This is a genomic window from Lactobacillus huangpiensis, assembly GCF_019972815.1.
In the GTDB taxonomy this organism is placed as follows: domain Bacteria; phylum Bacillota; class Bacilli; order Lactobacillales; family Lactobacillaceae; genus Lactobacillus; species Lactobacillus huangpiensis.
In genome coordinates this window covers 130,786-153,143 of sequence record NZ_BPPA01000003.1, presented here as the reverse complement: position 1 = coordinate 153,143, position 22,358 = coordinate 130,786, and the positions used below count along the sequence as shown (strand labels likewise).

The 22,358-nt window shown below is 35.1% G+C and carries 16 protein-coding genes and 1 other RNA gene; 13 read left to right on the top strand and 4 right to left on the bottom strand.

Annotation, left to right across the window (positions count from 1 at the left end; all coding sequences use genetic code 11):
* Positions 1-22: 22 nt before the first annotated feature.
* Entirely contained in the window at positions 23-982 is a 960-nt protein-coding gene (gene mvaD / locus LDM90_RS03920) for a diphosphomevalonate decarboxylase (protein WP_223896569.1), read from the bottom strand.
* Positions 983-987: 5 nt separating this feature from the next.
* Positions 988-1,896: a mevalonate kinase gene (mvk, locus tag LDM90_RS03915; protein WP_223896570.1), complete on the bottom strand. Its 909-nt coding sequence runs from the start codon at positions 1,894-1,896 to the stop codon at positions 988-990.
* A 75-nt stretch (positions 1,897-1,971) separates the two neighbouring features.
* Here mvk and LDM90_RS03910 point away from each other — a divergent pair, with 75 nt between their 5' ends.
* The 8 genes from LDM90_RS03910 to LDM90_RS09495 all read left to right on the top strand — a co-directional run bounded on the left by LDM90_RS03910 (position 1,972) and on the right by LDM90_RS09495 (position 15,347).
* Positions 1,972-5,445, top strand: coding sequence for a PD-(D/E)XK nuclease family protein (locus LDM90_RS03910; RefSeq protein ID WP_223896571.1), 3,474 nt, complete (start codon positions 1,972-1,974; stop codon positions 5,443-5,445).
* Between the two features lie 2 nt (positions 5,446-5,447).
* Positions 5,448-9,095 (top strand): helicase-exonuclease AddAB subunit AddA, encoded by a 3,648-nt coding sequence (addA, locus tag LDM90_RS03905; RefSeq protein ID WP_223898692.1) that lies wholly within the window; start codon positions 5,448-5,450, stop codon positions 9,093-9,095.
* A 22-nt stretch (positions 9,096-9,117) separates the two neighbouring features.
* The gene (gene dinG, locus LDM90_RS03900) at positions 9,118-11,907 is read left to right on the top strand and encodes a helicase C-terminal domain-containing protein (RefSeq protein ID WP_223896573.1); all 2,790 of its coding nucleotides are present in this window, start codon (positions 9,118-9,120) and stop codon (positions 11,905-11,907) included.
* Positions 11,894-12,376, top strand: a complete 483-nt coding sequence (locus tag LDM90_RS03895; protein WP_198211813.1) for a hypothetical protein — start codon at positions 11,894-11,896, stop codon at positions 12,374-12,376. Before dinG ends, LDM90_RS03895 begins: the two co-directional genes overlap by 14 nt.
* A gap of 67 nt (positions 12,377-12,443) precedes the next feature.
* Positions 12,444-13,742, top strand: coding sequence for an asparagine--tRNA ligase (gene asnS, locus LDM90_RS03890; protein ID WP_223896574.1), 1,299 nt, complete (start codon positions 12,444-12,446; stop codon positions 13,740-13,742).
* A 74-nt stretch (positions 13,743-13,816) separates the two neighbouring features.
* Positions 13,817-14,458, top strand: coding sequence for a DnaD domain protein (locus tag LDM90_RS03885; protein ID WP_223896575.1), 642 nt, complete (start codon positions 13,817-13,819; stop codon positions 14,456-14,458).
* Positions 14,459-15,088, top strand: a complete 630-nt coding sequence (gene nth, locus LDM90_RS03880) for an endonuclease III (protein WP_223896576.1) — start codon at positions 14,459-14,461, stop codon at positions 15,086-15,088.
* A gap of 67 nt (positions 15,089-15,155) precedes the next feature.
* Positions 15,156-15,347, top strand: a complete 192-nt coding sequence (locus tag LDM90_RS09495; RefSeq protein WP_223896577.1) for a DUF3923 family protein — start codon at positions 15,156-15,158, stop codon at positions 15,345-15,347.
* 33 nt (positions 15,348-15,380) lie between these two features.
* Here the strand turns inward: LDM90_RS09495 and LDM90_RS03870 are convergent, their stop codons facing one another.
* Complete coding sequence (locus LDM90_RS03870; RefSeq protein ID WP_223896578.1) at positions 15,381-17,747, bottom strand: transglycosylase domain-containing protein; 2,367 nt, start codon at positions 17,745-17,747, stop codon at positions 15,381-15,383.
* Positions 17,737-18,369, bottom strand: coding sequence for a Holliday junction resolvase RecU (gene recU / locus LDM90_RS03865; RefSeq protein WP_198211809.1), 633 nt, complete (start codon positions 18,367-18,369; stop codon positions 17,737-17,739). Before recU ends, LDM90_RS03870 begins: the two co-directional genes overlap by 11 nt.
* A gap of 69 nt (positions 18,370-18,438) precedes the next feature.
* Between recU and LDM90_RS03860 the strand changes: the two genes are divergently transcribed.
* The 5 genes from LDM90_RS03860 (at position 18,439) to LDM90_RS03840 (ending at position 22,351) form a co-directional block, all read left to right on the top strand.
* Positions 18,439-19,005 (top strand): SLOG family protein, encoded by a 567-nt coding sequence (locus tag LDM90_RS03860; RefSeq protein WP_198211808.1) that lies wholly within the window; start codon positions 18,439-18,441, stop codon positions 19,003-19,005.
* 90 nt (positions 19,006-19,095) lie between these two features.
* Entirely contained in the window at positions 19,096-19,536 is a 441-nt protein-coding gene (locus tag LDM90_RS03855) for a DivIVA domain-containing protein (protein WP_198211807.1), read from the top strand.
* Positions 19,537-19,562: 26 nt separating this feature from the next.
* An RNA gene (rnpB, locus tag LDM90_RS03850) (RNase P RNA component class B) lies at positions 19,563-19,932 on the top strand.
* A 68-nt stretch (positions 19,933-20,000) separates the two neighbouring features.
* Positions 20,001-21,125 (top strand): THUMP domain-containing class I SAM-dependent RNA methyltransferase, encoded by a 1,125-nt coding sequence (locus tag LDM90_RS03845; protein ID WP_045928078.1) that lies wholly within the window; start codon positions 20,001-20,003, stop codon positions 21,123-21,125.
* On the top strand, positions 21,122-22,351 hold the full coding sequence (locus LDM90_RS03840; RefSeq protein ID WP_198211805.1) for a metallophosphoesterase: 1,230 nt from the start codon (positions 21,122-21,124) through the stop codon (positions 22,349-22,351). The genes LDM90_RS03845 and LDM90_RS03840 overlap by 4 nt, the downstream gene beginning before the upstream one ends.
* The last annotated feature ends 7 nt before the right edge of the window (positions 22,352-22,358 follow it).

The following is a 22,358-nucleotide window of genomic DNA, read 5'->3' as shown; positions in this document are numbered from 1 at the left end:
CTAATCAATTAATTTATATTAATTAGTTCAGACATGAAATACCTGGACCAAAACTTGCATTTATTATGTTAACATTATCAAATTCGGATACAAACCTATTAGTAATATCTTTTACATTTTTTAATTGACTTAAGATTTTTATATTAGGTCCGGCATCTATTGTAAAGTAACATTCTATACCAAGTCGACGTAAATCATCTACAAGTTTGATTGCTTTAATAGTTGCGGGTTCAAAATATGTGAAACCAGGTTGTGCACTTAAATTGACTGCATGCATCTCACAAGCATTCAATTCTGCCAAACTGCCAATAGTTGAAAAATCATTTGCTTTAATTGCTGCAATCATTTGTTTTAATTCTGTTTGATTACGCGCAATCCAAGGCATAAAAAATGGCGAAGTTTGCGCCTGCTTCATGCCTTGAGTGGAAGACAAATTTTTTTGCTGGTTATTCAGCTCAACCACAAGCAATCGCAAATCTATGTCAGGCTTTTCATCTAAAGCATAGGCATAAGATGATTCATCATCGTGTCCTTTTCGCCAAATAGCAAAACCACCATAAATTGACCTGCTGGCTGATCCTGAACCTAAACGAGCCAAACGGGAAAGTTCAACAGGGGACAAATTAAAACCATAATGTAGGCAAAAAGCTCCTGCTAAAGCCGCAAAAGCTGAACTAGAAGAAGCTAATCCTGCAGCTGTTGGAACATGATTATATGATTCAACTTTTAATTTGCCGGTCACAGCAAATTTTTTTTGCAGTAATTTTAAGAAAGAAAAAACACGGCTGCTGCTTTGTCCATTTTGTTTGACGCCATTTAACCAAAATTGATTTTCTAAACTATCTGAAATCTTAGTGTCAGTATAAAATTTATCAAGTGTCATTGACAAGCTAGACATCAAAGGTAAACGTAAACCTGAATCTGCTTTGCCCCAATATTTGATCAGCGCAATATTTGTATGGGCACGAACTGTTTTTTCCATAAAAATTATATTTCCTCAATCCAACTATTCGTAGCTATTTTTTGACATTTATCTGCTATTTTGACAGCATCTAGATGGCTTTTGCACAAGGCAATTACAATTCCACCGAGTCCGCTACCAGATAATTTAAAGCCTAATGCACCATTTGCAAGAGCAATTTTTTGCAAATGATCAATTTTTGCGGTTGAAAGATTAAATGAATGGAGTATCTCTTGTGCCCGATTAAAATATGAACCTACCTTTTCAGCGTCTTTTTTTAACCATGCTGATTTAGTTTCATCAGCTAATTTGCCTAATTCCTTGATATTTTCTTTTACACCGGGGACTTTTGCCATCAAACCTTGAACTTGACTAACTGCTTTTTTAGTACTGCCTAATTCACCAGTATCCATTATAAGCAAAGTTGCATCTAGTTTAGCTTTTAGCGACTTCGGGCCATCTTTTTGATTAAAAAAGATCAGATAATCTGAATTAACAGTTGCTGCATCAAGACCTGATGCTTTACCGTGATTAATCATTTCAGCATGGTTAGTAATTCCAATTATTTCTTCTTCAGTTAAATTAAGTTTGAAATAAGCATTCATTGCTCTTGTTGTAGCTAGAGCGACTGTGGCGCTTGAACCTAAACCGCGTTCTATTGGAATCTCTCCTGTATAAGTTATTTTCAGAGTTTCATTACTGGCAGCTTTTGTCAGCATCGTTTTAACAACATATTTTAGTCCATCATATTCAGATGGAGACATAAAAAAAGGCCCTTGATAATGAGCCGTATCCATCCACATTTGCTCTGCCGGTTCAACAGTCGTTTTAATATGCAATGATTTGATTGGCAATGCTAACGCATCATAGCCATAAACTACTGAATGTTCACCGATAAGAATAACTTTTCCGTGTGCTAAAAAACTTGATTTCATTTTATTTAAGATCCTTATTGTTTGTAAAAAAATTTGGTTCCTATGCTAAAATAATGACAAAGGAGAAGAGAACAGATGATCAAATTTCTAGTCGGTCGGCAAACCGATCCCATGCAGGAAAAAATTTTACAGGAAGCAGTACAAAATTATCAGCACTTTCCTGATCATAAAACTTTTGTCATCGTTCCCAACCACATTAAGTTTACCACAGAAGTCAGAGCAATAAATAGGTTGGCTACCAGTCAAAACCATACTGAGCAATCTGTCAAAAATCTGCAAGTTTTATCATTTTCACGTTTGGCCTGGTTTTTCTTAAAAGATGCAAAAAAGGGCTTGCCAACTGAACTTGATAATGCTGCTGCAGCAATGCTTCTTGCAAAAATTGTTGATCAAAAGAAAGATCAGCTGCACCTTTTTCAGACTACTAACTTGAATCCAGGCTTAATAAAGCAGTTATATGATACAATTCTGCAAATTCGCGAAGGCAATTTGAATCTTGATGATATCGATCAAGATGCTCTTGAGCTTGAAACCAAAAATAAGATTTCTGATCTTAAAATTATTTATTCAGCGTTCATTGAAGCCATTACAGGCAAATTTTCTACCTCAAACGAGATACAGTTGCAGTTAAATGAATTTTTAGCTACACAAAAAAATTTAGATCAAGCAGACTTTTACTTTAGCGATTTTTCTCATTTTTCTCTTCAGGAATGTCTAACCGTCAAATTATTGATGACCAAAGCCCATAGTGTCACATTGGCTTTTAAAACGCAGCTGGGTGAGATTAACCCAAAAGCTGAGCCAGGAGATTACGATTATGTCATTCAAACTACTATCAATAAACTATTACAATATATTAAAGCTCATAATTTGCCACATCAAATATTAACTACAGACATTAGTCCCAGACCAACTAAAAGAGAGTTGCTCAATGAATTTTGGACTGGAGACGTAAGCAACATTGGTGATCTTAATCAAGTCCAACTCGTGCGTGCAGATAACAGATATGCAGAGGCATATTACGTAGCTCACACCATTTACCAGCAGGTTGCATTAAGACACTATCGCTATCGCGATTTCTTAGTTCTGGCACCAAATCTGCATGAATATGAGACATATTTAACCCCAATTTTAAGACAGAATCAAATTCCTTTCTTTAATGATTTACAACAAGAAATGAAGTACCATCCTTTAGTGGTCTTAATTGAAAACATCGCTCAGTTATTGTCGAGACCTTTTCAGACCCAAAATTTGCTGGCCATAATGAAGACCCGTTTAATAATACCTGACTGGTATCAAGACGAAACGGCTTATGTATATGATGTTGACCAATTAGAAAATTTTGTTCTCGCTCATGGCATAAACCATAATTTATGGCAGAGAAACTTTGCGGATTATATGGCAGCAGAGGTCATAGGATTAGACAAAATTCCCGAAGAAGTAAATAAAATAGAAAAATTAAAAGAATATTTTATCAAACAAATTACGCAGCTTTTTAACAGTTTAAAAGAAGAAAAGGATAGCCAAAAAGCTATTACGATATTTTTTAATTTTTTAACTAACAATGGAGTCAATGAAGTATTAGAAAAATGGCGTGCTGATGCCCAAGAAGATGGTGCTTTACAAGAAGCCCGGCAGTCAGAACAGGTTTGGGATCTTCTTATTAATCTGCTACATGATTATTTGTTAATTAACCCTGATAATTTTGATCCAGCAGGCTTTTTTGCAGTACTGATTAACGGTTTTAAGGAAGCTACCTTTTCTCAAATTCCAGCCACTTTGGATGCTGTAAATTTATCCGAAATGGGTATTGTTCAAGTCAGTGGCTACAAGCAGGTTTTTATTATGGGGGCAACAGTTAACGGCTTACCACAAATACAGAACACTCCCGGCTTTTTAAGTACAGAAAATCTTGCTGAATTAAAAAAAGATTTTGGCGAAGACTCTTATATTGAAGATAGGCAGCAGCTAAGTAACTGGGATCAAAACTACCAATTTGGTAATTGTTTGGCTTTAGCACAGGACAAAGTTTATTTGTCATATTGTTTAGCGACTGATGAGGGTAGTACAGTACAGCCTTCAATTTATTATGAAAGGTTTAAAACTGCGGGTGCACCAGAATTTTCGCAACACAATTTACCTGAAGAACTTAGTCAGTTATTATCTTTTATAACCAATCCACAGGCAAGTTTAGGATATCTAAGCTATCTTAATCGGGCAGAAAAGAATATTGATGTTAAAGAATTGTTAAAGCTAACGGCTGAGCTTTTACCGCAAAAAACAGCTAAAGTTATAGCAGGAAGCAATTTTATAAACGAACCTCAAAATATCGGTCCTGACTTGGCACAAAAATTATATGGTTCAAACCTCAATTCTTCTGTTTCTCAGCTGGAAACTTTTTATGAAAATTCATACGAATATTTTTTGACATATGGTTTACACCTTCATAAAAGATTTGAAAATGAATTGGATGCTATACAAGCTGGCAATTATTTCCACGAAACCTTTGACCGTTTAGTTAAGGAGTTAAATGACCGCTCACTTGATTTGAAAGAAATTGATGACGAAACACTAAATCAGTTACTTACAATTGTACGTACAAAAATGAAAAATGAGGCCAGATATCAGCAATTATTAAATGACCCATTTAATGAGTTTTTATTTAAGTGTCTTGATAAAACTACTAGTAAAGTAGCAAGTAATTGGCATCATGCAGTTTCCAAAACTCCTCTGCGTGCTAAATATTCAGAGTTAAGTTTTGGAAAAGGTGAACAGGTGCAAGGACTTAACTTTAAAGTGCCAGGCATAGAAGGTAATCATTACGTTAATTTAAGGGGAAAAATAGATCGAGTTGATTTGGCTCATGTTCCTGATCAAAACGGATTAATTGCTCAAGTAATCGATTATAAGTCCTCCGCTAAAAAATTTGATCTGGGGTTATTTTACCAGGGTATTTCTTTACAAATGGTTTCATATCTAGATGTGTTAATGCAAAACCACAAATTCTTTGCTGGATCTGACCCACTTTCACTTTTAGGTGCTTTTTATCAAACAGTTACAAGGCAAACAGAAAAGCTAAATAACAAAAAATTGTACAACAATAATTTGCAGATAAAAGAAGCATACTTAGATGGCCAAATTAAACTTAAATATACTGGTTTAATTAATGATGACAAGCTATTAATGCTCGCGGCTGAACCTGACTTAAATAAACCACGTAGTACTTCTTCCATTTATGCCGGAGTCAGTTCTACGAAAGATGGATCTTTAAAGTTTGGTGGCAGTTATTTCAACAGTGATGAACTTGAATTATTGCTGAAATATGACGAAGAGCTTATTAAAGATGCCTCCAGTCAAATTTTAGCGGGAAAAATAAAGCTGAATCCCTATAAATATGGGAATGGAAATAATGCATTAACTTATTCAGACTTTCGTGATATTTTCTTTTTTGACGCCATGTTGAAAGAAAATAAGTATCATCAAGTAGGGAGCCTGAAAAGGGATGAGCTACTGGAAAAGATTAAAAAACGGCTAAAGGAAGGAAATTAAAGATGGTTCAAGAAAAAAGAAAAACTCCATTTACAGCCGTTCAAGAAAAAGCTATAAATGATCATGGCCGCGACATACTAGTATCGGCTTCCGCAGGTAGTGGCAAAACCACCGTTCTTGTACAGCGCTTAATGAAAGAAATTCTTTCTGGCGTCAGTGTTGATCATCTTTTAGTAGTCACATTTACAAAAGCAGCTGCAGCTGAAATGAAAAAACGAATTAAAGAAGTATTATCAAATGAAATGCAGAAGTCTTCAAAAAAATCATATTTGAGACAACAGTTAAATCTAATTGATTCTGCTAATATTTCTACGATTGATGCCTTTTGTTTGGATGTAATCCATCGTTTTTATTATGTAATCGACATTGATCCCAGTTTCAGTATACTAACTGATGATTCTCAAGCGGAATTAATGCGTGAAAGAGCATTAAAAGAAGTTGAAGGAGAATTCTTAGAGAAAAAAGACAGGGACTTTATAGCTTTTTATGATAATTTTGCAGGTGACAGGGATGCTGCATCTCCGCAAAATTTATTGTTAGACTTATATAATTACGCAATGGCTAAGCCTGATTATCGAAAATGGCTGCAAGGGCTACCCCAAAAATATCAAGTGGGAGAAGAAGTAATCAAGTCTTCTTTGTGGCAGAAAGAAATTAAACCTTATTTAGTCAATCTTTTCCAAAATCTTGCTGATAAGTTAGAGCATTTTTGTCAAAGTACGGTAATGGAAACTAAGGATCTGCACAAAACAAAAGACACTTTTGACCTGTTTGAAAAGTGTCTTAGCGGCTATTTGCATGATCTGGAAAATGATAGTCCATATGATGAGCAACGAGAAAGATTGCGTGCCTGTGTTTTCAAAAGCGGTATGCGCAGATCAAAAAATTGGGACGAAGATATTGTTGCTTTTTATGATGAGTGCTGTGATTTTAAAAACGAAGCAAGAGAGCAGATTTTAACTACTTTTGTTTCTTTTTATGCTACTGACGAAAAAGAGCAATTGTCTATGATGCAAAAAGGTCAGCAAATAATGGCTGCAATTGTAAAAGCAGAACTGGCACTGATTGACCGTTTTAATCAATTAAAAAGAGCAGAAAACCTGCTTGATTTTAGCGACATGGAGCAATTAGCATACCAAATTCTCAGCCAAGACACTTCTGCATCCCAAATGGCACGAACCTTTTATCAAAATAAATTTAATGAAATTTTGGTCGACGAGTATCAGGACATCAACCCGCTACAAGAAAATATCTTGCAATTAATTAAAAAAGATGGTCAAAACAATCTTTTTATGGTTGGTGACGTTAAACAATCAATTTATGGCTTTAGGCAAGCTGAACCAAGTTTGTTTTTACACAAGTATCAAGAAGCAGCCCTTAAAGAAAATCAAGCAAAAGAAGAAAGAATTTTATTGTCTGACAATTTCCGTTCTTCTAAGCCAGTTATTTCTATTGTTAATCAAGTATTTAAAAATATTTTGACGGATGATTTTGGAGGTATTGATTATAATAAGGAGAGTCAGCTGACTTATGGTGCCAAATATTATCCTTCAAATCTTCCTGATGCAACTGAAATACTAATTCATGAAAAAAATAGTGACCAAACTAACCCTCAAGAAGATGATCATGACGATATTGACTCAGCTGAAATTGCTATGGTTATTAACCGTATTAAAAAATTCGCAGAGGAAAATTTGTTAATTTATGACAAAAATTCGCAAAATAGCAGTCATTTAAGACCTTTTAAGTACAGTGATATTGTTATTTTAACCAGAAGTCGCAGCAATAATCTTGAAATTATGCAAGAGTTTGCCAAAAATCATATTCCTATAATGGTTACCGATGCGAAAAATTATTTTCAAACTTTAGAATTAACTATAATCATGAACTACTTGAGGATCATTGACAATCCAGATCAGGACATTCCTCTTGTAGCTGTATTAAGGTCACCACTTTTTAATTTTACAGAACCTGAACTCAGTACGATTAGAATTCATACGCAGAATGCCAGTTTTTACAATGCTTTAACTTCTTATGTTGCTGTGGGTGATGAACTTAGTCAAAAAGTAAAAGATTTTTTGAATCAACTCGAAGAATTGCGTAAATTTGCTGCAACACATAGAATTTCAGAATTGATTTGGAGCATCTATGAAAAAACCAGCCTGCTTGAAATTATGACCTCACTACCTAATGGCAAGCAGCGAAGAGTCAACTTAGAGGCTTTATATGAAAGGGCTGCTTCATATGAAAGCGCTGGTTTTAAGGGCCTGTATCAATTTATCAATTTTATCGAGCGAATGAGACGCAGCCAAAAAGACTTGGCGCAACCCCTTTTAACTAAAGAGGCCGGCAACTCTGTGCGTCTAATGACTGTACATAGTTCCAAGGGCTTGGAATTTCCCATTGTTTTTTACTTAGGCTTGCAACACCAATTTCAAAAGCGGGATTTAAGTGGCAATTACATTATAAATTCAGGTTCTGTAGGTTTAACTATCAAGCAAAAACATTATCGTGCTGATACCCTTGTTAAATCTATCGCCAATATATCCAAAAAAAAGCAGCTTTTAGAAGAAGAAGCTCGCATTTTATATGTAGGGATGACCCGAGCAAAGCAAAAGTTAATTTTGGTAGCTGATTTAAAAAATCTGCCTCGAACAATTGAAAATTGGCAAAATGAAGCTGATCAAAATGGACGTCTCACGTTGAGCAGTAAGCTTAACGCTTCAAATCCTATGAGTTTGATTGGTCCATCAATCAAATGGGACAAGCTTTTAAGTCAAAAAATTAATGATATAAATTCAGCGTTGGAAACAAGTCAGGAACTGCTTTATATCCAGTACCAAGATGAAAAGGTTTATCCTCAAGAAGATGCTGGTCCAGAGGAGAACAAAACTGAGAACATTTCATCATTAGAAGAATATACAAAAAAACTATTTAATTTTAATTATCCTTTTCAAGATGCCAGTCAGACAACTGCTTATCAATCAGTATCTGAAATTAAAAAAGCATTTAGCGATCCTCTTGATACCGAACTGGAAAATGCGCACCTAATTTCTTCAACTAATCGTTACTTGCAGCCAATAGATACTAAACCTGATTTTCTGTTTAAAACACGGTTTACAGGAGCAGAAATCGGTACTGCAATGCACCTGATCCTGCAATACTACGATTATCATGGATCGGGAAACATCGACCAAGTTAAAGAAGAAGTACAGGAACTAGTTAAGCAAAATAAACTTAATAACAATATTGTTTCCAGTTTAGATTTAGAAAAAATAAATTGGTTTGTTCATAGTGATTTTGCAAAGAAATTTTGGCAAAAGCCAGAAAACTTGCACCGTGAAATTGAATTTTCGAGTCTGTTGCCAGCCGATAGTCTATTTGATAATTTCAGTGATGCAGACGCAAAAATTTTAATTCATGGTACAATAGATGGTTATTTTACCGAAAAAGATGGCATAATATTATTTGATTATAAAACCGATCATATTGATCAAACTCATTTGCAATTAGCTATCAAAAACATAAAGCAAAAATATTTAGGTCAGCTGCGTCTTTATGAAAGAGCTCTTAATTCCTTTGCTGACAAAAAAGTTAAAGCAAAATACTTGGTTTTGTTAGATGCATGCAAAATTGTTGAATTAAATTAACAGAAAGGAGGGTAATTGCAAAATGAAATCATTCGAGCATACCGTTTTTGCTGTAGTGGATTTAGAAACTACGGGAACACAACGGGAAGAAAATAATCATATCATTCAGTTTGGCTGCGCTATTATTAAGAATATGAAAGTTGTCAAGACTTACTCTTTTATGATTAATCCTCACCGCGAAATTCCGATAGCGGTGCAAAATTTAACCCATATACACAACAAAGATGTAGCTCAAGAAAAAGATTTTGCTTATTATGCACCCAAGATTGTCAAAATCTTGAAAAATACTGTCTTTGTAGCTCATAATGTTAACTTTGATTTGCCATTTTTAAATTTTGAATTAGTGCAGCACGGCTATGAACCACTAACTAATCGCGCAATAGATACGGTAGAGCTAGCAAAAATTGCATTTCCTACTGAACCATCATACAAGTTAAGCGATTTGACAACTCGCCTGCAGATTAGACATTTAAACCCTCATAAAGCAGATTCTGATGCCTACGGCACCGCTGTTTTATTAATAAAAATAATTGAACGACTTGAAAATCTTCCTCAAGCTACTTTAAATACGCTAAGCTCTTTGGCTCACGGTTTAATACGTGACACTTCATGGATTTTCACTACCATTGCTGATAACGCACGCAAGGAAAAAAGGCCGTTATCTTCACAATATCAGCAAGTACGACAAATAATTTTACGAAAACAAGAAAAACTTAATAATGTTGAACATCAACAGTCAAATGTTTTTCCGAAAAGTGACACGGACAAAAAGAAATTATTTAAAAATAAAATTAATTACCGCCAGCCTCAGGTAGACCTCATCAATCGAATTGAGCAGTTTTTGAGTAACCCTAAACAGAAAGCATTATTGATAGAAGCACCTAATGGTACTGGTAAAACCTTTTCTTACTTGTTTTCATATTCCTATCGATTATATACAAACAGAAAATTGGTAATTGCCACGCCAACCAAAGTACTGCAAAGACAAATAATAGATCAGGAAATTCCACAATTACTAAATGTAACCAAGTTGGATTTAAAAGCAGAAGAAGTAAAAGCCAGCAGCCATTACCTTGACTTAGATGGTTTTTATCAAAGTTTGTATCAGGGAACTCCAAATAAACTAACTTTGGTGTTACAGATGCGCATTTTGGTTTGGTTAACTGAAACTCAGACAGGTGATCTAGATGAATTGCAACTGACCAATTATCGTGCTCCCTTATTTGCCCAAATTGCTCACCCTGGAGATGCTCGTGTTGGCAGTATTTTTGCTGATGTTGATTTCTGGAATTTGGCAAGACAAAGGCAGGAGCAGGCTGACATTTTAGTTACGAATCATGCTTATTTAGCGAACCACTATAATGATACAATTTGGGGTCAAAATCCCTACCTCGTTATTGACGAAGCTCATCGTTTTGTTGACAATGTGATCACTTCAAGGAATGACTCATTTCAATTTGAATCATTGTGGGGAGTTCTTAATCATCTGCGTAATTTACTTTATTATGCTGATGACAGCGTATTTAACCAATATGGCAATGATGTACAGTTCAATTTTCTCTTAGAAAAATTAGATCCGGCAATACTTGATTTGATCAAAGTTATTAATCATTTGCAACGTTTGCTCTGTTCAAAAAAGAAAAAAGCTGTCAGTCAAAATACTTTAGCCAATGGCAACTTGCTTCTCAGTTTCAGGGGCATGGATCTTTTTCCCAAGAATAGTCAATTTTTAACTAAATTGGCGGAATTACAACGAAAATTAGAAAGCATCAGACAGAACACAAATCAAATCTTATTTAAGCTTTACAATGAAACTGACAGCTCGAATATCGATAGGGATGCTATTTTAAGTGAAATTTCTGATCAAATAGATCAACTTGATGACTATATCACCAAAAGCTATCAATTATCGGATTTACTTCGAAAAAAAGTCTATGTCAATTCAGAAGGGTTTATCATTACTTTAACTAATCCGCAAGATCCTTTAAGTGCCAATTTAAGCTGGCTAATGCTTGATGCAACGCCAGAACTTCATAAAATATATGATCGCTTCAACCATATTTCATTTGTCAGTGCTACCTTAACCAGTGGAAAAGGGTTCGATTTTATCACTAAGCTTCTTGGCTTAACTTATTTAGCACCACAAAAGTATATAGGAACAAGCACATTTAAGTTGAGTAAACATCTTGAAGTATTGTCTGTGACTGACTTTCCCGATATTAACGATCCAAAGTATGAGAAAAAGCTAACTCAGATTTTGGAAAAAGACCTGACAAATAAAAGTCATGTTTTAGTTCTTATGACAAATCTTGAACAAATAAAAAATGTTTTTAGTGCTATTATAAATTCTCCCAGTTTACGTGATTTTGAAATATTGGCTCAGGGCGTTTCCGGTTCAAATAACCGGATTATTAAGAGATTTGCAATTGCCAAGCAAGCACTTATTTTAGGAGCAGATAGTTTTTGGGAAGGAATTGATTTTCATGAATGTGGCGTTGATTTGGTAATAGCAACTAAATTGCCTTTCGAATCACCGGATTTGCCGGAAGTTAAGTTGCGCCAAAGACAACTTGTTGACAGAGGTATAGATGTTTTCCATGCTGATACAATGCCACGAGCAATTATTCGCTTTAAGCAGGGGATGGGCAGGCTAATTCGTGGAGAACAGGACAGGGGGCAGTTCCTAATACTGGATTCAAGAATCTGGTCAAAAGATTACGGTTCTGTTTTTCTGGCTGCCGTTCCAGTTAAAGTCAAAAAAACATCTTTAAGTAATTTACAGGAAAAGTTAACAAACTATGATACAAGATGATACAAAACAAACATTTAAATTTTTAGCATGGGTATTTATAATTTTGATCTTTTTATACTTTGCCTTCATTGTTATTTTTTATAAAGCAGGTAATCCAGAACGGTCAGAAACTCGTGAACTCAACAGAATAGCAATCGAAAAGACTCCTATCAAATATACAGAAAAAAACTATCATTTAAATCGTGGTGTTAATAGTTATGCGCTTAAGGGTCTAACTAAGGACCATAAGACATACTATTTTATCTATTTGCCAGGATCTAAAAAAGCATATCTTTATTCAGCAAGCAGAGGCGTAAATGAAGGACTCATACGTAATAAATATATTGCAAAAGAACCTAATGAAAAAATTACTGAAGTAAATCTGGGCTGGTATAAAAATAAACCCGTTTGGGAAGTAAGTTCTAAAAATATAGCTGGTGAATATCATTATCAGCTTTATAATTTTAAAGATGGAAAATTAGTAGGTTAAGTCGCTAAATTGATCAAACTTTGGTATCATTAATTTGATTACGATAAGGAAAGTGGAATAAAAGTTTATGACAGAATTAATTTCAATAGAAGATTGTCGCAAGCATGTTGACCAAGAAGTACGGATGCACGTTTGGTTGACTGACAAACGTTCAAGCGGCAAAATAGTGTTTTTACAATTACGTGATGGTACTGCCTTTTTTCAGGGAGTAGTTCGTAAAAATGCAGTTTCTGATGAAGTGTTTGAAATTGCAAAATCTTTGCATCAAGAAGCAAGTTTTTATATTAAGGGAACTGTACACCAAGATGAGCGCTCCCATTTTGGTTATGAAATTCAAATTTCCGACTTAAAGCTAATTACTAACAACGAAGGTTATCCCATCGGTAACAAAGAACATGGGATTGAATTTTTGCTTGACCATAGACATTTATGGCTTAGAAGCAAACGTCCTTTTGCAATTATGCGCATCAGAAATACTATTTTCAAAGCTACAGTTGACTTTTTTGAAAATGAAGGCTTTGTAAAATTTGATGCTCCTATCTTTATGCATTCTGCACCTGAAGGAACTACCGAATTATTTCACACGGAATACTTTGGAGGAGATGCTTATCTATCACAATCCGGACAACTATATGGTGAAGTTGGAGCAGAAGCATTCGGTAAAATTTTTACTTTCGGTCCAACTTTTAGAGCTGAAGAATCAAAAACGCGCCGCCATTTAACTGAATTTTGGATGATGGAGCCAGAAATGGCTTGGATGCATCAGGATGAATCTCTTGATTTGCAAGAACGTTTTTTGTCATATGTGACTGGTCAAGTTCTCAAGCATTGTCAATATGAATTAGAAATTTTAGGTCGTGATCCCCAAAAATTAGAGCCTGCAGTACAGGGTAACTATACACGCTTGTCATACGACGATGCAGTAAAGATTTTGCAAGACGATGGGCGCGACTTCAAATGGGGTGATGATTTTGGTGCTCCTGACGAAGCTTTCATTTCTGAAAAATTTGATCGTCCATTTTTCATTGTTAATTACCCGACAAGTATTAAACCATTTTACATGAAGAAAAATCCTGATAATCCTAAGGAATACCTATGTGCAGATGTTTTAGCACCAGAAGGTTATGGCGAAATCATGGGGGGTTCTGAACGTGAAAGTGATTATGAAACTTTGCTCAAACAAATCCATGAGGCTGGTTTAAATGAGAATGATTACAGCTGGTATTTAGATTTGCGCAAATACGGCAGTGTACCTCATTCCGGCTTCGGTATGGGCTTTGAACGTGTTATTGCTTGGATCTGCAAATTAGATCACGTCCGTGAAGCTATTCCATTCCCGAGAATGATTAATCGTCTAGAACCTTAAATTAAAGTTAATAGTATAGTTAAAAGTTGAACTAAAAAATATTTAGTTCAACTTTTTTAAAGGGAGAGATTAATATGCGCTACAATGATTACCGCTTCATGGGTTTCACTACTTTATCAAACGGGTTACTTGCTTATTATCCACAACTTAATATTGACGATGCAGAAATGATGGTCATTATCCAATTGGAAATGTTTGCCCAAAAAAACAATTTTTTTCCTACCAATGAACAGATTGCGACTAATACTAATTTTTCTGTTACAGAAATCACTGCTTTAATTCAAAAATTAATTGAAAAAAATTTAATTGTAATTGACCAGATAACTGACAAGAGCGGCATGATTGGAAACAAATATAATCTTAATGAGTTATATGATAAACTGGACCAACTGTTGGAAAATAAAATTTCTTCTGCCAATAAAAAAATGCCTGCTAAAAAGGCAGAAACTGCTGTTGATAACACCCCGTTAAATCAATTAGTAAGGCAGTTTGAAATTGAATTTGGTCGTTATTTAAGTCCAATAGAACGAGAAGAAATTTCTGCTTGGCTCAATGTAGATCACTACGATCCAGCTATTATTAAGCTGGCTTTGCGCGAAGCTGTCTTATCTCAAGCATATAGCCTAAAATACGTTGACCGTATTTTGCTGAATTGGCAAAGACATAACTTAAAAACAAGTAGTGAAGTTCAAAAGTTTTTGAGGAGGAATCGCTAAATGAAAGCAGAAAAATTACTTAGTAAAAATGAAGCCAGAAAAGTGTTAGAGTGTATCAACCGCATGTATCCTGATGCCAAAAGTGAATTAGTTTGGGACAATAACTTTCATTTGTTATGTGCTGTCTTAATGAGTGCTCAAACAACAGACAAGATGGTAAATCGAGTAATGCCAAAATTTATGAAGGATTATCCTGAACCTAAGAATTTGGCCATGGCAACAATTCCAGAAATAGAAAATCATATTTCCCAAATTGGGCTTTATCATTCAAAAGCTAAGCACTTAAAAGAAACTGCGGAAATTCTAGTTTCAAAATATGATGGTAAAATTCCAAAAGATAAAAATAAATTAATCTCTTTGCCGGGAGTCGGTGAGAAAACTGCTAATGTTGTTTTAGCAGAGGGATTTGGAATTCCTGCGATAGCAGTCGATACACATGTGTCACGAATTTCTAAACGATTTCATATAGTGCCTCAAAATGCCAAACCTCTTGAAGTAGAAAAAAGGTTAGAAGAAATCTTACCAAAAGACGAATGGATTCATACACATCACGCAATGATTTTATTTGGTCGCTATTCCATGACAGCGCGTGATAAAAATGATCCTTACAGTTATTTAATAGAAAAATAGTGTTTAAAAAATAAAAGTTTAGTATAATTTCTTTATCAAAATAATATTAAAGGAGACTATACTATGAGTGGTTGGCAAACGACTAATTTTATTTTTGGGTTTTGCTTTATTCTTATGGCTTCGTCCATATGATGGAACTGGCGTTCATAATACTATGTATGTAAAATTGATTTCCTTAACTGTTTTAACAATATTTTTTGCCTTTGTTTTTTTAATAGAATTCATTTTTTACCTTATACTGAAAAACAATAAAAAATAAAAACGTCGAAAGATTTTTCGACGTTTTTTTTAGTTAATGTTCATTATTTTCATTATTGGTTGAATTGTTGCTTTCTCCTCCAGGTTTGTTAGGTCTTTGCTCTTGATCAGAACTGGTACCTGAATCAGAATTGCCAGATTGATTATTTTGACCTGAATTTTGTGAATTATTTTCATTAGTATTGTTTTTATTCTTGTCTTTTGAATTTTTCGCTTTTCTGTGATTCTTATCAGGTTGACTAGTTGAGCCATTTTGATTGTGATGAACAGAATATCTTCCTTGAGTATTAGTTGAAGATGAATCATTAGTGTTAGTTTTTTCATCATCTTCATCATAATCGCTGCTGTCATCAACAATACCAATAGGAGAATGGCCACGAACAAACAACTGCCATTCTCCTGTAGATGATACCTCTGGTGGATTTGAGTTTTTAGCGATTTTAGCTCGGATCACAGAGTCAGGTTTTTGCCAATCAACATTTTCTTTATTTCTCATTAAATAAGTCATCATGTTCTTATAAAAAAGCTGTGCAGATTGTTGACCAACACCAGAAATAGTACCATCTTTTAGATTATCATAGCCCGTCCAAACACCAATTGAATAGCTAGGGGTGTAACCCACAAACCAGGAGTCTTTAGGTGTTGCAGCGTATGCTGGGCATCGTGCCAAATCCTGTTCTGAATATTTAACAGAACCAGTTTTCCCCGCATGATATAAACCTCTAATCTGTGCGTTGGTTCCAGAACCGTGTTTAATTACACCTTTCAACATGTCTGTAATCATGTAGGCAGTAGCCTTGCTCATCACTCGAATGCCTTCAGAGTCATAATTTCTGGTAAGTCCATCAGGAGTTTCGATTTTAGAAACAAATTGCGGTTTATGATAGATTCCCATCGTAGCAAATGCACTAAAAGCACCAGCCATCTGCAAGCTTGACGCATTTACACCAATCGCCACTGACAAGCCTGAGTCCTCAGGAACATTGATATCCATTTTCCCAGCAAATTTTGTTGCTCGTTTAACACCAACTTTTTTCAAAGTTTTGACTGCGGGAACATTACGTGACTGTTCCAAAGCATGCCTCACAGTCATCATACCATCATATTTATTATCCCAGTCGTAGAGCTGGACATTTGTTCCTGGATAAACATACTTGCTATCATCTAACATTTTTGCTGTTGACCAATTGAGATATTCAATTGCTGGACCATAATCTAAAACTGGTTTTATCGAAGAGCCAGTTGATCGAGTGGTTTGTACTGCACGATCTAAACCCAATTGAACTGAAGAGGGCAGGTGCCTTCCACCAAGTATAGCTACTACGTGACCATTACTTGGATCAACCACGGATGCTCCTATTTGCATCTTGTCATTAGTAAAAGGAACCAGACCACTGTTAGCCAATTGATAAAGTTTCTTTTGAGCTTTTTGGTCCATATTAATGGTAATCTTTAAATTGTCACGAAAAGGATCAAAGCCTTTAGCTCTGACTTCGGCAATTGCTTCCTTTACATAGGGATCATTAATTTTGCGTAAGTTAGATTGCTTACGCTGATTATGAGGTTTTAAACCCTTTTTTATGCTTTCTTTCCTAGCTTCATCATACTGTTCCTGAGATATTTTTTTATTGTTTAACATTGCTTTTAGAACAATATTACGCCTATATTTTGCATATTTTGGGTAGGTATAAGGATTATATACGGTTGGTCTATTAGGCATTCCCGCAAGCATGGCTGTTTGCGCTAAGTCCAGATCTCCAATCTTTTTGCCATAGTAATAGTTAGCGGCGGTGCCAATTCCGGTATTACCATAATTCATATATACCTTATTGATATAAAATTCCAGAATTTCATTATGGCTGTACTCTCTTTGAACTCTCATAGCCAGCCATGCTTCCTGAGCCTTTCTGCGTAATGTTCTTTGGGAAGCAGCAGTTGAAAATTTTGTCAGTTTAACTAATTGCTGGGTAATTGTAGAACCACCTGCAGAAATGCTTTTGCTTTTAGCGTTAGTTAACATTGAACCTGCAATTCGAATAGGATCAATTCCCAGCTTGTCTCTGTAAAAGCGCTTGTCTTCAACTGATACAATAGCATCTTTTAGTAGTTGCAAATCCTTGCTGTCTTTGACGTATAACCTTTTTTCGGTACCAAGGGACATGATAAATTTGCCATTTGTGTTGTATAACCCTGACGATCCGCCACTTTCAAGATCAGCTCGACTAATGTTTGGAGCATCTTTAGCATAATAGGCAAACAAACCTACACCAGCTACTGAAATTAAAAAAACACCTAAAAATGTCCACTTAAGTATTTTACGCCACAATGGTTTAGGCAAACTTTGCCGGTAATTCTTACGTGATTCACGTCCATTATTTGAGTTTGAATTTTTATTTATCATCGTGTATTTTCCTATCCGAGATAAAAGAATCTATGGCTTTCAGGTATGGTAGATTAGGTTGAAAGCCACTCTTAATCTCTATTGACCAATCTTCGACTTCTTTTAACGTTAATGAACTTTTATCTTTAGTCCACCAAGCTTTTATTATTGCACTTGCCGGAGTTACAAAATAGCGGTTTAAGCTTGTAAATCTTATTATTGTAAAGCATATTCCTTTTTGCTTCAAGCATTCTGCCAAGTGAATTATTTGATGCTCGTGAAAATTTTTTAAAGGAAAATTGGTTTTATTTTTGGTCTCTTTTGCTTCAAAGTCCAGGTAATAACCTTTATAAACCCCATTATAATCCGTAGTGGATTCTTGGCGAAAATAGGCCTCTTTTATTACTGCACGTGACCTTTTAGGGTAGTCTACCTTAACGATTTGAACTGGCGTTGGCTTTTTATGCACCACTGCGATTTCTTTTGTACGATAATATTTATTAGATTCATTAATCATCTGCTCAAGGTTCATCCCCCGGTCAGAAAAATTAATATTTTTGTGTCTTCTTTTTTGGTGCTTGACTTGAGAAGTATAATTTGATTTGCGAAAAGCGGCAGAACTGCCTGTTGGATATTTGACCATAAATATCACTCCTGCTAGCATTATAGCAATAAAGAAAAAGTTTTTGAACAAGGAGCTATCTGTTTCATTATGCAAAGATTGTGGGTAACTGGATACCGTAATTATGAGCTTAATACATTTGGAGACAAAGACCTCAAGATAAAAATTATTAAAATGGTTCTAAAAAAACATATGATAAGCCTAATAGAAAATAACCAACTTGACTGGGTAATAACTGGAGCTAATTTGGGTGTAGAGCAGTGGGCAAGTGAGGTCGCAATCGACTTGCGACAAAAATATTCTTTAAGGGTTTCTATCATTGTTCCTTATGAGGAATTTGCCAGCAGATGGAATGAAAATAATCAGGAAAAGTATCTCTCTTTAAAACAGCAAGTTGATTTTTTTGCTTCCACTTCAAAAGAAACTTACCAAAATCCTGTTCAACTGCGCAATTATCAAAACTTCATGCTTATGCATACAGATAGAGCCCTGATGATCTATGACCCAGAAAATCCTGGAAAGCCCAAGTTTGATTATAATTTAATCAAAAAATACCAAGAAACGACAGAATATTCATTAGAATTAATTGATTTTTATGATCTGCAGGATGAAGCAGAAGAATTTCAGGAAAATCAAGATGACGAATATCAAGAATAAGATAACTTTGTTTTAAAATTAACATTTTAGTTTTAAGCCAGTCCAGTTTTTGCTAGAATAAAAGTGATATAAAAGGAGTTGTATATTATCATGGCAGATTTAAATGATATTCAACTATCCACTCAGGATATTTTAAAAAAACAATTTAGAACAAAGGTTAAAGGTTTGGATCCACATGAGGTTGATGTTTTTTTAGACAAAGTAATTGCTGATTACGATACATTTGAACAAATTATTGAAGATCTTTATGGTCAGATTGGCAAGTTGCAGGGAGAGTTGATGGACGATCGACATAAAGAAGATTCTATTCAAGAGCAAAAGACCAGAAGAGTCAGTCCAGCTGCTACTCAGGAATCAGTGCGGACTTATACACCGACCCAAGAACGTTCCACTCAGAGTTTTAGTCCAACAAATGAAGCAGATTCGCAAAAAGAAAATTCTACTAATATGGCTATCATTCAACGCATTTCGACTCTTGAACGGAAGGTATATAATTTGGAACAGCGAGTTTATGGGTTACAAAAAGAGTAAGCTTTGATATAATTTTTAATGGTGCAAATTTTGAGCAGTCGCGGTTTGATCTTGAAAAGGTCAGGCTGAGGAAAGTCCACGCACGCACGAGCTGCGATGCTTGTAGTGTTCGTATTTAGCCCAATAAGCTAAAGAATTTACAATTACGGCGAAAAAAGTGCTAAATCACCATTATGACATGCATGAATATTCTGAAAAGTGCCACAGTGACGAAGCAGAGGCGGAAACGCTTCTGGTGGAACGAGGTAAACCCTGCGAGCGTGCAACCCAAACTTGGTGGGGGCGTTTCAATCTAAGGAAATGAACTAAAGATTGGATTGCTGATATTTAGCAAAGATAGATGGCTGCTGAAGGTATTTATGCCACAAATACCTGAACAGAACGTGGCTTACAGAAATTTGCATTGGCAGCGTTGAGCTTTTCAAAGGGCTCAACGCTTTTTTTAAAGAAAAGAAAGAATAAAGATGGAAAAATATCAATTATATACAACTATGGGCGTTGGGTTTGAAAGTGTTGTTGCCAAAGAACTGCAGGCAATGGGCTATAAAACGCACACTGAAAACGGGAGAGTCTTTTTTACCGGTAATGAAACTGATATTGTCAAAACCAATCTCTGGTTAAGAACAGCAGACCGCGTTAAAATTTTACTAAAGGAATTTAAAGCCACGGATTTTGATACTCTTTTTAACCAAGTATATGAAATTGATTGGGCAGAATTACTACCTGTTGACGCTAAATTTCCTGTGAAAGGCAGATCAGTCAGGTCTAAATTACATTCTGAGCCAGGCATTCAATCAATCGTAAAAAAAGCGATTGTTAATAAAATGTCCGATCAGTATCATCGTCGCGGCTTCTTGCCGGAAAACGGTAATGAATATCCTCTTGACATTCATATAAACAAAGATATTGCAAGGCTTTCGTTAGATACAACTGGGGCCAGTTTGTTTAAAAGGGGTTACCGCATTGAACATGGGGGAGCTCCTCTGAAAGAAAACTTTGCGGCAGGATTATTAAAACTAACTCCATATGATGGCAGTCATCCCTTAATAGATCCAATGACTGGTTCTGGTACTCTTGCTATTGAAGCAGCCTTAATAGGAAAAAATATTGCTCCAGGAATTTGGCGCCAATTCGCCTTTGATGGCTTTGATTGGTTTGACAGCACTATTCATAATGAATTGGTAGCAGAAGCAAAGAATAAAATCAAACCACTTGAACAACCTATTTGGGCGTGTGACATTGATCAGTCTATTTTAGAAATTGCAAAATTAAATGCGAATAACGCAGGTGTATTACAAGATATTTATTTTAAACAGGTTGCGGTAAAAGATTTTGCTACGGATTTACAAAATGGGGTTATAATTGCAAATCCCCCATATGGTAAAAGACTGAAAGATCGAGAATCTGCCGAAAATCTTTATAAACAGATGGGCGACTCACTTCTAAAATATGATAGTTTCAGTCAGTATTATTTAGTTGGAGATCCTGCTTTTGAAAAATTTTTTGGTAAAAAAGCAACAAAAAAGCGAAAGCTATTTAATGGCAATTTAAGAGTAGATTTTTACCAATATTGGGCAAGAAAAAAATGATTACTGAAAAATCAAATACGGAGTTTTGGGTTATTACAGACACTCACCTAATTGCTGATAGCTTGCATGATAATGGCCATGCATTTCAACTTATTCAAAATACTAGTCAAGGTAAAGATCTGGCTTATCAAGAAATAGCTCTTCGAGCTTTTACTGATTTTGCTAATCAAAAGAAGCCAGCCGCTATCATCGTTACTGGAGACGTAACTTTTAACGGAGAACTTATTTCTGCACAAAAATTTGCGGAAATATTTAGTCGTTTAAAAGCAACAAAACTATTGGTTTTACCTGGGAATCATGATATATATGATGGTTGGGCGCGTGCTTTTAAAGGTCCAAATCAACTTTATGCTCACCAAATAAGCCCAAGGGACTGGCAGGAAATATTTAAAAGCTCATATGACTGCGCACTGAGCATTGATCCTGATTCATTAGCATACAGTGTTCAATTAAATCAGCGTTACCTTTTATTGCTACTAGATTCCAATATTTATGGTAAACATGAGGCAAATGGTGCCCCTGCTACTGAAGGACAAATAAATGAGGAACAAATTATCTGGCTAGAAAAACAGTTGGAAAATGCTAAAAGAAATCATCTGAGACCACTTCTATTTATGCATCATAATCTGTATGCTCATAATCCGGCAGTAAATCGTGGCTTTGTCCTAAATAATGCTCAACTTTTACGTCGTCTGTGTGAGGATTTCAACATTAAAGTTGCCTTTTCTGGTCATATACATGCTCAAAATATAGTTGGACCATTAGAAAGAACACCTACGATAGAAGTGGTCACCTCAAGTTTTTGTTCATATGACCAGGGATATGGGGTAATCAAGGTAAGACCAGATAACATTAAATATCAGCGTCATACATTTAACATGAAACCATTTTTGAATAAAAAAGAGCTGGAAGATCAAAATTTAGCTCATTTTCACCATTATTTGAAGGAAATTCAAATAAAAAATTTAAAAGGAAATTCAAATAAGAAAGATAATTTTAATAATGAACAATCTGAGCTTCTGCAAAAGGTAAATCATTTGTTTATAGAGATGAATTATCAGTATTTTACTGGTCACAATCATATCGAAAAGGAGCAATTAAAAAAATTATATTCTTCTCCAGAATTTAAAATTTTAGTCAATCAAAGACCTCGTTTTAGCAATTACATGAAAACTTTATTCGATACGACTGATCATAGCAATCTTGAAACAGAAATTTGGTATTGAAAAGGAG